This is a genomic window from Dehalobacter sp. 12DCB1, from assembly GCF_004343605.1.
In the GTDB taxonomy this organism is placed as follows: Bacteria; Bacillota; Desulfitobacteriia; order Desulfitobacteriales; family Syntrophobotulaceae; genus Dehalobacter.
Genome location: NZ_POSF01000021.1, coordinates 41,996 through 57,319 on the forward strand (window position 1 = coordinate 41,996; position 15,324 = coordinate 57,319).

Below are 15,324 nucleotides of genomic sequence, written 5' to 3' on the forward strand. Positions count from 1 at the left end.
AGCTGTTATTTAGCAAACCCTAATTAGATCCCGCCTTATTAATAAACGATAGAACTTCAGAACCAATTTGTAAGTTGTTGTTTCGCAACTGTTGCAAGCTTGTTTGAAGTTGCTGCTTAGCCGTGAGCTTTTGCGGATCATTGTTCGATAAATCTAAATATACTAAAGCCTGTAGTCCCGCTTGCCCTTCTTCGCTCAGTTTTATTGCCCATGGGCTAATTTCTGCTAAAAGCTGTTGGTTGGTTATCGTCTTCTTAAGATTATCGGGCAAATCACTCAGTAATTGTAATTCTTTACGAAGTTCTAATTCACTGGGTCCATGCTGCCCTGATTGGTATTCTTGCCAAAAAGCGTCGGCTAATTTGGAAAACCCAGTATTGTCACTCGTATCAAGTGTACTTTGGCTTGAATATTGACAAAATTTACGGAAGGCCAATGCATCGCCTATGCCAGACATGCTCTGGAACGCCTCGTCCCAGGCTTGAAGCGGCTGGTATGTGCTGGGATTGTATAGATATTGAGAAATAGTATAAAGTGCGATTTTTGACGCTTCGGGTTGGAGCATGGGATTTGCTAACATGCCACTCGTGTATGCCGACAAATCCTTCGAACGATTGATCAATGGTCCCATAAATAGTTGTGGCGCTTTCTTTACCGCATAGGTATAGTCGTTGACCGGATAATTGTCCCAGATAAGAGGTTTCCTACCCAAAAGCCGCCGTACTTGGTCAGCTTCACTACTTGTAATGGATTGGTTTAAGACCCAAGACCCTGTCCAGATCACCTGTATAGAGGGATCTAGATGTGACCGTATTGTAGTCCAATAGGCGCTGTCCTTAAGACCGTAGTAGTCTGTGGGAGCAAGCCAAAGCCTGAAACTTGAATCTTTTACAGTCTCATCCTCAAGCAATTTATTTGCTAAATCGATATGAGCCTTAGGATAATCAGAACCATACACTTGTTGGTCAGAACTCTTCAAGTAGTGTTGAACATCATCAAATGAAAGCATAAAAGTGTGAACTCCAATCGAACGCAACTGATCAATTTTGCTTTCAAGCAGTTGTACATCGGCTTTAGATGTAAAGGTAATGGAGTTGGCAACCATTGCTGAGGTCAATGTTTCACCAGGCAGCGGTGACGGGATACCAGGAGAAATAGAATAAACAAAATTAACTCCATTCGCTTTTGCACTTTGCACCAAATTCTTCATCTGCTGTAGTTGTCCAATTGGGTAAAGGTCTGACCAATTGGTCCGCTGATAAGGGTCATCCTTGGGAGCATAGACATACGTGTTTAAATGGTGTTGGCCAATAAAGGTAAGCATGTTGGTTCTTTGCGCCATGGTCCAGGGGGTTCCGTAGAACCCTTCAATAACTCCGCGGATAGCAAAACTGTCTGTAGGTAGAGTTTGTTCATTGTCCGCTCCTGCCTGTGGCTGTTGATAAGGTACCGTGGTATCATTCCGGGGGCTTTGTGTTTGATCCTGACCATTGGTTTGGGTTTGTGAGTGTGTTGTCCAACCAAATAGGTAATCTTTAATAGGCGTATTATAATAGGCAATGGCTGTAATGCCTAACCCAAATAGAAGTACTGTTAAAGAAAGCAAGACAATTTTCTTCTTCATGGCCAGTCCATCCTTTAATATTCCCTTACAAGTAAACCTTCCACGTATTGTTTATTCTATATTTTATCCCAATTCAAGAACCTTATAACGATACACCTATTTTATACGATTATCCCAAATAAAAAATAACCTCTCTTTATAGTTAATTGTTTTATAAATTAACTATAAAGGAGGCTATTTTTCAAAGTTGGGAATGTAATGTTTTGTATTTTGAGTGTATTCTTTGTATTATAATTTAATTACTTGGAATATATTTGATTAATTTAATTAAAAGCCGGACCGACAAAATCATGAATCGGGGCCTGCCTGACGGAAGCCAAGGCAGTGATTCCATATGGGGAGTGAATCTACAAGGAATTCGGACAGCCTCTCCCCGCGGGAACTTGCCAGATTCGAATCTGGATTCGAATCTTAGTTTTTCCCAAGCGGTCATCCAAGCTTAGCGCCTATAATGAACTACTAAAAATACTCGTTACCCAAAGCAGAGTAGCTACGGCGCGAAAAGAAGTCAACCGGAAAAAAGCCTTGGAGATTGCGGCGAACATGGTTAAGACGCTGCAAAAATATTCGCCCGCGATTAGAACGAATTTGGATATTAAAACGGACAACCCGGCAAACTGAATGCCCGCTATATCCCGGTTTTGATGTACGGCACAACCCTCAATCAATTACAGGAGTATCCTTCTTCCGAAACTCCTTACAATGTTTTCAAACTTCTCAAACGCCAAACCAAAAAGAAAGTAAGTATATTCCAATTTATACCATTAAGGAAACTATATCAATCTTGGGAAAAGTTAAAATTTTGTGTTACTAGCTTTGGAAAATAAAACTCATTACCTTAATTCTAACAATTGCTGCAAAAGCACTATATCATATTTTTCACTGTCAATATTCCCTAACTCAATTTCCTTTTCAGTATTAATGATACTATTTAAAATAATTAGAGCTATTTTGCTTTCCTCGTTTCCAACAGTTATTTCGTCTTTCCACCAATCAATTACCGGTTGAAGATCAAGATCCTCCTCCTTAAGATGCTGATAAGATATCTTACACTGATCATATCCTGAGTTCTTCGTTTCAAGATAATACAAAATAAAATTCATATGTTTAAAGGCATTTTTATCATCTATAGGATTAAGTAATTCAAAAACTGTTGGACTAATTAAAGAAGATTCTTTTCTTCTTATCATATATGCTAAATTATTTCGAGCCAAATCACTAATTTCTTTTGATGAACAAGTAACCAAATTAGAGAATATTTGTTCCGCAGTACTATAGTCATTATTATGATATTCTTGATAGCCTTTTGATAATTCATCAATGTCTTTTACATTTTCAAAATCTTTTTTTATTCCCATTTCTATTAGATCTTGTTCATTTATAATCTCTGATACTTTTCTTATTGTATTATTTAATATTAGAAGAATATCTGTATTATTATTTGATAATGCTCTAAGTTTTTGAAAATAATTAGCCTTTAAATCTTTAGTAATTTCTGTTGCAGAACAAAGAACTAAATTTGATAAAGTCTTACTAAGATTGTAATTATAATACTTACATTCACATGGCATTTTTGTTTCAAATTGCAAGATCATTTCCCCAAGCTTTACAATTATCTTATTTTTTTTATTATCTTTGTATAATTCTAAATAGTAATTAGCTATTTCAGTAAATTGCAAAATTATTTCACAATCCACAAATAGGTATCCTTTATCATATATAGCCTCTATAAATTTTGTAATTTTCTCATTAAGATAATTTGATAAAATAATTGATTTATGCGATAACAATATTGACATGACTTGAATATAAGTTTTTAAATTGTCTTCGATCTTATATAAAAACACTCCATCCAATGCAGAAATTAACCACTTACTTTTTAATTCTGTATCTTCTATTTTTGATCCTATTTTTGCTTTAGCTTCTAATAATTGAATCTTCAATATTGAGGAATTTAATTTGGACAATATTTCATCTGCTTGCATCCAAAGATCACATGATTCCTGAATATTTTTCACTAAGAGAGATTTATGGGATAATGCGATACATCTTATATACGAAATAGCTTTTTCATTTTCATACCCTATGGACATATCAAGCAGTTGACTTAAAAAGTTAAGAGATTCATTTTCATCGTCTATTAACGAAGATTTTACACCAAGTGCTGTGATACTAATCTCTAATAATTCTTTATAATCCTTTGAGAATTCATAAATATCGTCAATTATAATAATCCGTTCTTTGTAGTTCCTCTTGAGTAACTTATTGAACATAACATCATGTAAAGCATCAATCGTACAGTTATTAGAATCTAACTCCGGTTTATGGTTCTTTATAAATAATATAAATGATTGGCATAATTTAATTGCATCCTCTATCTCTGTAAATATATTTTCATCTGATAGTATCTGTTTAATAATTGACTTATATATATATTCACAATCAGCATGTATCAAAGAATCATTCACCAAGTTGGTCATACATGAAGTAATTTGTTTACCATCCTTCCTGTTTGATGCTAATTGAAGACCTTGGATTTTACTTTCAGTCAAAGAGATATTTTGTTCAAGATACCGCATTCTTTCAGCCCAACGTTTAAGATATAATACATCTTCATTTTCTGGTAATATTTTTTGGAGCATTTCAGAATAGTATAGATAGGGGTTAACAAAAATTGTTGGTGTATCAATTTTCATCTTTGCGATAATACTTGCAATGAATGTTGATGCTGCAATTGTTAATGCATCTGATTCGTTTTGATTATATGGGCTAAATTTATCACTTGCTTCTTTATCATTACATTTATTACTATTCTCATATTCACTTATGAATTTAATATTTGGGCATTCTTTTAACCATCCTGGTAATTTATAGTAGTCATTGATTGAGTGACACACCCAGATGTAGTTATATGGTATAGGATAAGTAATTCTTTCTTGAAGACAATTCATAATTGCATCGTTTTCCCATCCACTATAACCTATAATAATTGGGGCCTTAAATTGAAGAAAGCTTCGTAATGCCTGAGCCACACTTGTTAGTCCATTCTGCCCTGTCACTTCACTTACTTCATAATCAAGATTAGCACAATCATAAAATTGATAAGACCCATGTACATGGGCTATTTGAATATCAGGACTGCTTACATCTATAGATAAGTTATCTAAATGGTTATCTGCTACAAAAACATCAGACACTCCCATTAAATCAAGTGCCTGCTTAAGTTTGTTATCAAAATTTGTTGTAAAAACAGTAGTAGCAACTTTTTTTGACTGTATAAGCTGTGCAAGTAAAATATTCGCTGCTGAAATTTTCGAATCCTTAATTATGCTTTTAAAATAGTTGCTACGGTTTATTCTGTTTGGATAAGCTTGCTCAATCCAGTACGAATATTTTTTACTGCTTAAATTTTTCTCCGGTGCATTTTTATGTATCTCTTCAAAGCGGTTAATGTTTTGACTATATCGATTTTTTACCTTCTCAATACATGCAGTAATTATCTCTTCAGCTCCTGGAATTTCAGGAATAGATATACCTGCACCAACAATAAAAAAATATGGTAACGTTTCCTTGTTTTCTGATTCAATTTCCAATGTAGAATAAATTAAGTCCATAGCATAATTTATATCGTAAAATTCGTTCCCTCTCATAAACCGTCCTCCGATTGTAACTATATATAAATCCATATTTGGTCTATAATACCTTAATTAACAATATCCATTTATTCTTCTATTTTCAATAATTCAACATAATCCATTATATTCCTCTATTATTCTGTTAATCATATAGGCAAAAAAAGAAACTCCATTATTTAAATAATAATGAAATTTCGGTTTGACATTTAAGATCATTTTGAATGATAAAATATGGTCGGACTGACAAGACTTGAACAAATTACCTTAATCCTTTTTTTCTTCTTCACCCTTTGCAATTATCAAAATTGGTCTTTCCCCTTCAATATAACCCCTTTCCCCTTGCTGCTGTGCTTCTATAAGTATATTGATGGCATCAACGACTTTCGCAGCTAGTTGGAAATATATTCTCTCGTAATCCAGCATTGTCTTCCCTCTCCTTGGTATATTAACTATATATAGTTAATATACCAAAAAATATTAAGCTGTCAACCATATATAGTTAATTATTTTAGTTATTAGTGTATAAACTTAATATTAACTATTTATAGTTAGGATGATTTTATGACTATAGGAAAAGTGGTAGCCGATAGAATAAGGGAATTATGCACTCAAAAAGGAATTACGCTCAACAAATTAGGAACCATCTCCGGCGTTACTCAGTCAACACTGAATAACATTATTAGCGGTATAAGCGAGAATCCAACCATATCAACTATTAAGAAAATCTGTGATGGCTTGAATATTAATATCGTGGAGTTTTTTGACACTCCTGCATTTCGTAATTTGGAGCAAGAAATAAAGTAGATAGAATAAATACATTTCAAATAACAGCGATCATACGGATAATAAAAAATAACCCTAGATAATTCTAGAGTTATTATTTCTTGACCGGATACTTTGAGATATTTAGATGTTTTTACAAGCATTAAGCTACGATTATCGTTCAGCCTCACATGTTATTTATCTCATTTAGAATCATTTCAATTTTGGTGGGTTTGAGAGGACTCGAACCTCCGACCCCTGCGATGTCAACGCAGTACTCTAACCAGCTGAGCTACAAACCCAAAATTGGTGCCGAAGACCGGAATCGAACCGGTACGAGGGGTAAACCTCGCGGGATTTTAAGTCCCGTGCGTCTGCCAGTTCCGCCACTTCGGCGTTTGGAGGCGGCACCCAGATTTGAACTGGGGGATAAAGGTTTTGCAGACCTCTGCCTTACCACTTGGCTATGCCGCCTTAAGTTTACTACTGGAGCGGGTGACGAGATTCGAACTCGCGACTTTCACCTTGGCAAGGTGACACTCTACCACTGAGTTACACCCGCATGATCATGGTGCCTCAGGACGGAATCGAACCGCCGACACGAGGATTTTCAGTCCTCTGCTCTACCGACTGAGCTACCGAGGCATATTTCGATGTCTGCGGTACGATGTCAGATGCTCGATTCTGGCGAATCATCACACATCCTACCTAACATCTTTTTATCCAAGCCAGTGCCCTCTCCCTTTCGGACCTCGGGCTTCTGGCCTCGGACTTCTGTTATGGCGACCCCGATCGGATTTGAACCGACGATCTCCTGCGTGACAGGCAGGCGCTTTAAACCACTAAGCTACGGGGCCATATTTGGTGGGCGATGACAGGATCGAACTGCCGACATCCTGCTTGTAAGGCAGGCGCTCTCCCAGCTGAGCTAATCGCCCAGGCTTGCTGTGACGAATTATAGTATACACAAATATCGATGGTGTGTCAAAGGATTTTTTGCGTAAAAACAAGACATTTTTTGGGACATTTTTTGTGGATTGTTATTCTGCAGCACGCTAAAAGACCCGGGTAAAACCGGGTCTTCATTTACCTTGAGACTGTCAGCTGGTCGATACTTTTTCTTCCGCACGAATTTCCTCATAATTGATCGAGCGGGTATGTAGCGTATGCGACCACTCTTTCTTGTTGCGGTGAATGAACCCGGCAATAATGATCGGTATCCAGCTGTACATAAAGATCGGATACAGAATCAAGCCAAAATAGGCCTTGGTAGGCTTTTTGTCCAAGTACAGGGACAATATGGCAAAAACAATAACACTTCCGGAAAGAACCTGCCAGACTCCTGCAGGAATATAGTCAATAAACAAGTTGACATAATAAGGGCGCAGAAAGAATAACACCTGCATCAAAATAAACGAAGCCGAAATAATCAGGAAGAACGGCTGAAAGAGATGCATCGCTGCATCGAAATACAGCCACTTTTTCTCGCGGAATCCTTTTACAAGAAGAATAGGCAAATATCTGCAGGCAACGTCAACCTGCCCCTGAGCCCAGCGTTTCCTCTGATGACAGGACTGTACAAAACTTAGCGGCTTCTCGTCATAAACGACCGCGTCATGCGCCCAGCTGGTTTTTATCCCATATACCAAGGCTTTCATCGTAAACTCAAGATCTTCAACCAAAGAGTGAGCTCCCCAGCCAAATTTCTTAAGTACATCGTAGGAAATACACATCCCCGTACCAGCCAGGGTATTGGAAACTCCGAAATTAAACCTGGCCAGCTGGACCAGCCTATTCATCATCCAAAATGCAATTGAAAATGAAGTGGTGACCCAGGTATCATAAGGGTTCTTAGAATCCACATAGCCCTGAATGATTTGATCTCCCTGGCAGAGCTTTTTATTCATCTCTCTGAGGAAGTTACCCTTGACGAGATTATCGGCATCAAACAAAACAAAAGCATCATACGTATGGTCTAAAGCAAAAATCTTCGCAAATAAGTATTCCAAGGCATAGCCTTTCCCGCGTTTTGTCTCATCAAAACGCTTGTACACATAGGCTCCAGCTTTTTTTGCCAGGTAAGCAGTGTTATCGGTGCAATTATCGGCCACAACAAAGATGTCAAAAAGTTCTCTCGGATAATCCAGATTTTTAAGGTTGTTAATCAGTGGCGCGATTACCCTTTGCTCATTATGGGCGGCAACGACAATCGCAAATCTATTCTTGGGTTCAAATTCATCATCTTCAGGTTTCCGATGCATCCCCAGAATCGATAAAATAAAATAATACAAAGTCACAAAAATAATGATGACTTGTAAAGAAATCATAATAATGTTAAAAATTTCTTGCACAATATTGGAAAAACTATCCAAAAATCTTACCCCCCCTCAATTTATCAATTTTAGCAGATATTACTGCTGCCTGCAATAAGACTTGTACAATATCTTAAGAATCTATTTTATTATTCTTTTAAGGCAACAAACATACACAAATGTTTATATTCAAACATTTTTTTCTTGGAAGTCAATTATCGACGGAACTCTTCATTTTTTACGTCCGAATAATTTATAGATGATGATGCCGGCAAAACCAATCATCATCACGATTAACAGCAGGCTGATCTTTAACGCCAAAAAAACGGAAGACCAGTAGGTACCGGCAACCTGTGTTCCGCTTACGAAAGGTATCATATTACGGAACAGTGCCCCAATACCCTGCCCGATGATCACCATCAGAATAATTCCGACGGTTATTAACAGTATTCCCAGAAGACCAATTGGACTATCCGAACGTCTTTTATTTAATTTTTGCCTTTTCCACCAATAGTATTCCACTAAAAGTTCACGACGAATACGTTCCCACATTTGTCGTCACCTCAGTATATCCTATGAAAAAGACAAAGCCTCAAGTACGAATTCGACGGATTTTTCCATCTGGTCAATTTCGACATATTCTTCGCGCGTATGCGGTTTATGATTGCCGAGGCCCAGTGCCAGACATGGTATGCCGCGGGAATTTAAGATATTGGCATCAAGTCCTCCGCCGGTTGAAGTTAACTCCGTGTGAATGCCGAGTGTCTTCCCTGCCTTCAGTAAATTTTGAACAGCTGGATGTGCAGGGTCTATGCAAAACGCTTCATAGGCGAGTTCTTTCGTATAGCTGAAATTTGCCTGGTTCTTAGCTGCAACAGTTTCAAATTTTTCAAGAATTTTATCGGTTTCAATTTCAAGTTTCGCTTGATCATGACTTCGTACCTCTGCTGTGATTTGTACCTTTTCGGCAACCACATTGCGTGCTGTTCCACCGGTAATGATCCCGAAATTACTCGTTGTTTCCTGGTCTATCCTTCCTGATTTCAAGTCCGCAATGGCTTTGGACGCAACGACAATTGCATTCACGCCCGTTTCAGGTGCCAGGCCCGCATGTGCAGCTTTACCCTGAATAACCAGATCAAGCGTGATATGAGAAGGTGCTGCGTGAACCACCGTACCCACAGGGCCGTCACCATCCAAGACATAGCCGAAGTCAGCTTTAAGGGCATAATCGAGATTTTTTATACCATAAAGACCAATTTCTTCCTGGACTGTCAGGACAACTTCAACCGGACTATGCAGGATATGCTTGTCTTCCTGAAGCCTGCTCAGTACTGCAAGTATCACGGCTATTCCGGCTTTATCATCCGCCCCTAGGATGCTTTGTCCATCGCTGTGGATGACCCCTTCCTCAATCCGGGGTGTCATTCCTTCGGTCGATGCTACTGTATCCATATGAGCTGCAAGCATGATCACAGGTGCACCCTCACAGTTGCCCGGCAGTACTGCAATCAGGTTACCTGTATCACTTCCGGTTCTGACGGCGGAATGGTCCTCATAGACATCAGCACCGAGCTCCTTCAGCCTTCGTTTTAGATAGCCTGCGAGTTTCCCTTCTTTTTTGGACGGACTGTCAATGGAAACAAGCTTAAGAAATTCATCCGTAACATTGATTGACATAGTTACCTCCGATTACTCTCCGATCACTCATGCTTTCACTCATAGAATAAACAACCGCCCTATTATTTAGACGGATTTTCTTGGGATAATTCGTCAAACATATAAATAATATTTTCCAGTACCTCATTAACTATTAAAATATCATCTGACTTTATCATGAAACAAACACTATGATCCTATGTGTATGGCTCAAAAATATTTTTCACGGCAAACCAGATACTAACCCGGTATAGTACTATACCGGGTTGCAAGTCATCCCTATTCCAGTTCGTGAATAAGCAGTCCGCTTCTCAGTTTGGGTTCAAACCAGGTAGATTTGGGCGGCATAAGCTTATCTGCATCAGATACCGCAAAAAGTTCATCAATCGATGTCGGATACATCGAAAAGGCAAGTTTCATATCACTGGCCACCCGCTTTTCCAGTTCCTTAAGGCCACGTATACCACCGACAAAATCGATTCGTTTATCCGTTCTGACATCTTTGATATCCAGGATCGGTGTTAAGAGATGATTTTGCAGCAGTGAAACGTCCAAGCCTTCCACAGGATCATCGCAAAGAATCTCATCCCTAGCCTCCAGTTTATACCATGATTCTTCCAAATACATGCCAAAGACCGCTTTTTTCTGAGGTTTATAGGGTTCAGCCTCCATTTTGGTTACAATAAATGCTTTTTCTATTTCATTCAGCAGGGCATCTTTCTGATAAGCATTAAGATCTTTGACCACTCTATTGTAATCCAGGATCATCAGTTGATCGTGCGGGAAAAGGACAGAAAGAAAATAATTGAATTCTTCCTCTCCGGTAAAACCGGGATGGGCGTCTCTTCTGCGCAAGCCTACTTTTACCGCCGAAGCCGCTCTGTGGTGTCCATCCGCAATATAGATGCTCCGGGTATTTTGAAATCCGGAATAGACCGCAGCCAAATCATGATCCCCGTCTATTTTCCAAACGGTATGTCTGATTCCGTCCAGAGCAATGAAATCATAGAGGGGGCTTTCTTGTTTAATTCGGCTGACAACCTCATTAATTCCCTGTTGAGACCGATAAGCCAAAAAGATCGGGCCGGTCTGGGCCTTGCAAATGTCGACATGATTGATTCTGTCAATTTCCTTATCTTCTCTGGTTTTTTCATGTTTTTTGATAACATTGTTCAGGTAATCATCAATCGCGGCACAACCGACCAAGCCCGTCTGGGAACGGCCATTCATCACCAGTTCATACACATAATAGCAGGGTCTATCCTCCCTGACAAAAACGCCGTTTTGGATCATTTCCTGCAGACTGTCTCTCGCTCTCTCATAGACCCGGGTATCATAAGGACTGACCTCAGAAGCGAACTGGGTCTCTGCCCGGTCAATGTGCAAAAATGACAACGGTTCTTTTCTTACTTCAGCCAATGCTTCTTCGCGGTTATAGACATCATAAGGAAGTGCTGCGACTTTCGCGGCAAGCTCTTCCCTCGGCCGCAGCGCTTTAAACGGTCTGATCGTAGCCAAATCCAACCCTCCTCATTACCAACCATATCAATTTTCATTACTTTACGATTCTGACTCTGTAGACTCCTTCAATTGCTTCAATTTTCTGCTTTATTTCCGGTGTGGATGGTGTCTCAATATCAACCAAGGTATAGGCATACTGGCCTTTGCTTTTATTAATCATATCAGAGATATTAATATTCTCCTGAGCCAGGGCCGAAGTGAACTGACCAATCATATTCGGGATATTTTTGTGATGAATCCCGAGGCGGCCGGCATTATCAGGATAACCGTTGTCGCAGTCCGGATAGTTCACGGAATTTCTGATCGTGCCGTTTTCAAGATAATCCATAAGCTGGCTGACAGCCATCACCGCACAGTTATCCTCTGACTCACAGGTGGAGGCCCCCAAGTGAGGAATAGCAATGACTTCATTCAGAGACGCCATCTTAGGAGTAGGAAAGTCGGTAACATATTTGCATACCTTGCCAACTTTTAGTGCTGCAATCATATCTTCTTCGTTGACTAAAGAATCGCGCGAGAAATTTAGAATGCGGACGCCGTTCTTCATCATCTTGAAGGCTTCTTCATTCAGCATGCCTTGAGTTGCATCGGACAAAGGTACATGGATGCTGATAAAATCACATTCTTTATAAATCTCCGCCAAGGATTTGCTCGGCTTGATATATTTAGACAAATGCCATGCCGAGCGGACAGAAATGAACGGATCATACCCGTATACTTCCATGCCAAGTTTCATCGCCGCATTCGCTACGAGAACCCCAATCGCTCCAAGCCCGATCACACCCAGTTTCTTACCGCTGATTTCAATACCTGCATACTTGGCCTTATTTTTCTCAACAAGTTTAGCAATATCCGGATCATCTTTAACAGTATTTACCCAGTTTACGCCGTCGATAATGTCACGGGATGCCAGAAACAGTCCGGCAAGTACTAATTCCTTAACACCATTGGCATTAGCCCCCGGCGTATTGAAAACAACAATCCCTTTTTCAGCGCATTTATCAAGCGGTATATTGTTCACTCCTGCTCCGGCCCGGGCAATTGCCTGCAGAGAATCCGGCAGGTCCAGTTCATGAACACTGGCACTTCTGACCAGAACGGCATCCGCCTCTTCATAGTTATCCGTAATAGCATATTCTTCCGAGAAATTGTCCAGCCCAATCCTGGCAATCGGATTTAAACAATTGATTTTAAACATATGATACTCCTTTACTCTGATGGTATGAAGATTACTTTCTAGATGTTTCCTTCTTCAAATTTTTTCATAAATGCGACTAACGCTTTCACGCCTTCCATGGGCATCGCATTGTAAATGCTCGCTCTCATTCCACCGACTGAGCGATGACCTTCTAAATTTACCAAGCCGGCCTCTTTGGCTTCTTTAGTAAATTTCTTATCCAGTTCTTCCGATCCGGTTACAAACGGCACATTCATAAGTGAACGGTCTTTCTTAACGACTGTTCCTTTAAACATTTTGCTGGAATCAAGATAGTCATATAGAATTGCGGCTTTTTCCTCATTGATTTTTTTCATGACTTCGAGTCCGCCAAGTTTTTTCAGCCATTTAAATACTTTGCCGCAAATATAAATGCCATAGGCCGGCGGTGTGTTATAGAGTGACTTGTTGTCTGCCTGTGTTTTGTATTTTAACATGGTAGGCGTTCCCGGCAGCACATCATCCGTAATCAGGTCCTCCCGAATAATGACAACGACAACGCCGGCCGGTCCGACATTTTTTTGAGCACCGGCAAAGATCAAACCATATTTGCTTACATCTACAGGTTCAGACAGAAAATCCGAGGACATGTCCGCAACCAGGATTTTGTCACCGGTTTCAGGAAGTTCTGTAAACTTCGTTCCGTAGATGGTGTTATTATGGCAAATGTACACATAGTCAGCGTCCCCGGAGATCTTCAGGTCTTTCAGATCCGGAATATACGTATATGTTTTGTCTTCTGAGGAAGCAATGACATTAATTTTACCGTAGATCTTTCCTTCCTGGATCGCTTTTTTAGCCCACTGTCCGGTGTTAAGGTAATCGGCAACCCTATTCTTCATCAAATTCATCGGGACCATGGCAAACTGTTGTGATGCGCCGCCTTGCAGGAATAGTACCTTATAATTATCTGGGATATTTAGCAAATCTCTAAGATCCTGCTCCGCATCACCAATAATTTTTTCAAAAGCTTTGGAGCGATGGCTCATTTCCATCACGGACATCCCCGTGACATCATAATCCAGCATTTCCTCAGCAGCTTCTTTGAGAACTTCTTCAGGCAATACTGCCGGTCCGGCAGAAAAATTAAATACTCTTGTCATTGTAAATTCCCCCTCCATTATCATATTAGTATTCTTTCAATTTTGTATAGCCCTATGAAAAAAAGCAAAACCCACCCCAGTGTTGGGGCGGATATTCCGCGGTGCCACCCAAGTTTCAGCCATTTCTTCATAAAGTGACAACGTCTTTCATCTGCAGAAATATATAAATAAAACCTCTAATCCCAAAATCAGGGACGAGAGGTATTCCCGCGTTGCCACCCATGTTGCCAAATCGGCCAACTTATGTCCGCGATATCGGGCGGAACCCGCACAATTCATCATCGGCCACTCCAGGATGGAATCTCATTACATGTTGGCTGACTTGCACCGGCCATCAGCTCTCTGAACAACATTTAAATCAGACTTTCCTCTCATCGTGTTTGAGCATATAGGTTATTTTCAATATAGTAATGTATCCGGGATGATTTGTCAAGTGGATAGAATCCTTATCCTATCCATCATCCGATTGTGTTGAAAAAACGCCCTTTGTACATAAGAAACAGAGCACCAATCGATGCTCTATCCTCATTTCTTAATTAACCTTTGCCACCGGTAAATCGCGTCTGTTGATATTGCTCTGTTTGTCGGCATTGTACTGTCTTTTGCCAATAAGGAACATTACAACAGGGCATAACCGGCAAGCAAATTACTGGATAATAACATGTGCATGCAAATGGATAAACGTTTTTCCCAAAAAGGTGCATTTTTGCTTCCTCCTTATTTTTTAGGCGAAGTAGAATTTAATTTTATAATTCCATTATATTCCACATTGTATATTTTGAAATTAGTCCAATTTTTTTATTGAATATTTAACCAAATAAAGACCTGGCTAATAATATAAACTGAGGTGATTAACATGTATTCAATAATACTTTCTTTAAATAAACGGCAGCTCTATGTCTCCAAAGACAGTCAAATCATCAGAACCTATCCGGTTGGTATCGGAAAAACAGCGACACCTACTCCAATCGGATCTTATGAAATCATTAGTAAAGTACCAAATCCCGGAGGCGTATTTGGTGTGATGTGGCTTGGACTCAGCATCCCTGGATATGGAATTCATGGTACAAATAATCCTCAGTCAATTGGCAGACAGGTTTCTAAAGGCTGTATCCGCATGCTTAATAAAGATGTCTTAGACCTCGCTAGAATTATCCCCACTGGCACCTCAGTCACTATCCGTTCTTAATTAATAATACCCCTATTGTCCGCCAATCGGCCAGATTTGTATCTGCCTAGACCTATTTTCCGTATCGTCGCTCCAGGAAGATACTTAAACTTTCTAGGCAAACACCCTCACTCCATTAATGTAAAAAGACTACATCATTTGATGTAGTCTCTTTACATTACCTGGCAACGTGCTATTTTCCCATGAAGTATCATCGCCCCAGGAAGTTCCTCAAACATCCTAATTGAACACCCTCTGTACATAAGAAACAGAGCACCATAATAGATGCTCTGTCCTTCATTACCTGGCAACGTCTTATCTTCC

General features: G+C 39.6%; 11 protein-coding genes and 7 tRNA genes. 2 read left to right on the plus strand and 16 right to left on the minus strand.

The genetic code is table 11. From position 1 onward, the window contains the following. Window positions 1–19: 19 nt before the first annotated feature. The 3 genes from C1I38_RS13835 to C1I38_RS14095 all read right to left on the minus strand — a co-directional run bounded on the left by C1I38_RS13835 (window position 20) and on the right by C1I38_RS14095 (window position 5,682). Window positions 20–1,624 (minus strand): protein O-GlcNAcase, encoded by a 1,605-nt coding sequence (locus C1I38_RS13835; protein ID WP_119776919.1) that lies wholly within the window; start codon window positions 1,622–1,624, stop codon window positions 20–22. An 833-nt stretch (window positions 1,625–2,457) separates the two neighbouring features. Beyond that, window positions 2,458–5,274, minus strand: coding sequence for an SIR2 family protein (locus C1I38_RS13845; RefSeq protein WP_158582070.1), 2,817 nt, complete (start codon window positions 5,272–5,274; stop codon window positions 2,458–2,460). 249 nt (window positions 5,275–5,523) lie between these two features. Then, a complete protein-coding gene (locus C1I38_RS14095; RefSeq protein ID WP_165904937.1) occupies window positions 5,524–5,682 on the minus strand; it encodes a hypothetical protein in 159 nt (52 codons plus the stop codon). Window positions 5,683–5,820: 138 nt separating this feature from the next. On the opposite strand from C1I38_RS14095, the gene C1I38_RS13850 reads away from it, so the two are divergent. After that, entirely contained in the window at window positions 5,821–6,063 is a 243-nt protein-coding gene (locus tag C1I38_RS13850; RefSeq protein ID WP_119776915.1) for a helix-turn-helix transcriptional regulator, read from the plus strand. 183 nt (window positions 6,064–6,246) lie between these two features. Here C1I38_RS13850 and C1I38_RS13855 read toward each other — a convergent pair. The 13 genes from C1I38_RS13855 to serC form a co-directional block, all read right to left on the minus strand. After that, a tRNA-Val gene (locus C1I38_RS13855) sits at window positions 6,247–6,323 on the minus strand. A 5-nt stretch (window positions 6,324–6,328) separates the two neighbouring features. Then, window positions 6,329–6,417, minus strand: a tRNA-Leu gene (locus C1I38_RS13860). A gap of 3 nt (window positions 6,418–6,420) precedes the next feature. Then, window positions 6,421–6,495, minus strand: a tRNA-Cys gene (locus C1I38_RS13865). A 13-nt stretch (window positions 6,496–6,508) separates the two neighbouring features. Further along, window positions 6,509–6,583, minus strand: a tRNA-Gly gene (locus C1I38_RS13870). Between the two features lie 7 nt (window positions 6,584–6,590). Continuing rightward, a tRNA-Phe gene (locus C1I38_RS13875) sits at window positions 6,591–6,666 on the minus strand. 135 nt (window positions 6,667–6,801) lie between these two features. Beyond that, window positions 6,802–6,878, minus strand: a tRNA-Asp gene (locus C1I38_RS13880). A gap of 5 nt (window positions 6,879–6,883) precedes the next feature. Further along, a tRNA-Val gene (locus tag C1I38_RS13885) sits at window positions 6,884–6,959 on the minus strand. Window positions 6,960–7,121: 162 nt separating this feature from the next. Beyond that, window positions 7,122–8,393, minus strand: a complete 1,272-nt coding sequence (locus C1I38_RS13890) for a glycosyltransferase family 2 protein (RefSeq protein WP_026156679.1) — start codon at window positions 8,391–8,393, stop codon at window positions 7,122–7,124. A 171-nt stretch (window positions 8,394–8,564) separates the two neighbouring features. Beyond that, a complete protein-coding gene (locus C1I38_RS13895; protein ID WP_119776914.1) occupies window positions 8,565–8,885 on the minus strand; it encodes a hypothetical protein in 321 nt (106 codons plus the stop codon). A gap of 21 nt (window positions 8,886–8,906) precedes the next feature. Then, a complete protein-coding gene (locus tag C1I38_RS13900; protein WP_119776912.1) occupies window positions 8,907–10,013 on the minus strand; it encodes a M20/M25/M40 family metallo-hydrolase in 1,107 nt (368 codons plus the stop codon). A 258-nt stretch (window positions 10,014–10,271) separates the two neighbouring features. Further along, the gene (locus tag C1I38_RS13905; protein WP_119776910.1) at window positions 10,272–11,510 is read right to left on the minus strand and encodes a DUF1015 family protein; all 1,239 of its coding nucleotides are present in this window, start codon (window positions 11,508–11,510) and stop codon (window positions 10,272–10,274) included. 37 nt (window positions 11,511–11,547) lie between these two features. Then, window positions 11,548–12,711: a phosphoglycerate dehydrogenase gene (locus tag C1I38_RS13910; RefSeq protein ID WP_119776909.1), complete on the minus strand. Its 1,164-nt coding sequence runs from the start codon at window positions 12,709–12,711 to the stop codon at window positions 11,548–11,550. A 38-nt stretch (window positions 12,712–12,749) separates the two neighbouring features. Beyond that, on the minus strand, window positions 12,750–13,832 hold the full coding sequence (serC, locus tag C1I38_RS13915; protein WP_026156681.1) for a 3-phosphoserine/phosphohydroxythreonine transaminase: 1,083 nt from the start codon (window positions 13,830–13,832) through the stop codon (window positions 12,750–12,752). A gap of 856 nt (window positions 13,833–14,688) precedes the next feature. On the opposite strand from serC, the gene C1I38_RS13920 reads away from it, so the two are divergent. Beyond that, window positions 14,689–15,021 (plus strand): L,D-transpeptidase, encoded by a 333-nt coding sequence (locus tag C1I38_RS13920; RefSeq protein WP_119776907.1) that lies wholly within the window; start codon window positions 14,689–14,691, stop codon window positions 15,019–15,021. Window positions 15,022–15,324: the final 303 nt, after the last annotated feature.

Coding starts and splice junctions, on each gene's coding strand:
- C1I38_RS14095 (WP_165904937.1), bottom strand. CDS start 5,682: ATGCTGGATTACGAGAGAATATATTTCCAACTAGCTGCGAAAGTCGTT.
- C1I38_RS13850 (WP_119776915.1), top strand. CDS start 5,821: ATGACTATAGGAAAAGTGGTAGCCGATAGAATAAGGGAATTATGCACT.
- C1I38_RS13910 (WP_119776909.1), bottom strand. CDS start 12,711: ATGTTTAAAATCAATTGTTTAAATCCGATTGCCAGGATTGGGCTGGAC.
- C1I38_RS13835 (WP_119776919.1), bottom strand. CDS start 1,624: ATGAAGAAGAAAATTGTCTTGCTTTCTTTAACAGTACTTCTATTTGGG.
- C1I38_RS13920 (WP_119776907.1), top strand. CDS start 14,689: ATGTATTCAATAATACTTTCTTTAAATAAACGGCAGCTCTATGTCTCC.
- C1I38_RS13900 (WP_119776912.1), bottom strand. CDS start 10,013: ATGTCAATCAATGTTACGGATGAATTTCTTAAGCTTGTTTCCATTGAC.
- serC (WP_026156681.1), bottom strand. CDS start 13,832: ATGACAAGAGTATTTAATTTTTCTGCCGGACCGGCAGTATTGCCTGAA.
- C1I38_RS13845 (WP_158582070.1), bottom strand. CDS start 5,274: ATGAGAGGGAACGAATTTTACGATATAAATTATGCTATGGACTTAATT.
- C1I38_RS13895 (WP_119776914.1), bottom strand. CDS start 8,885: ATGTGGGAACGTATTCGTCGTGAACTTTTAGTGGAATACTATTGGTGG.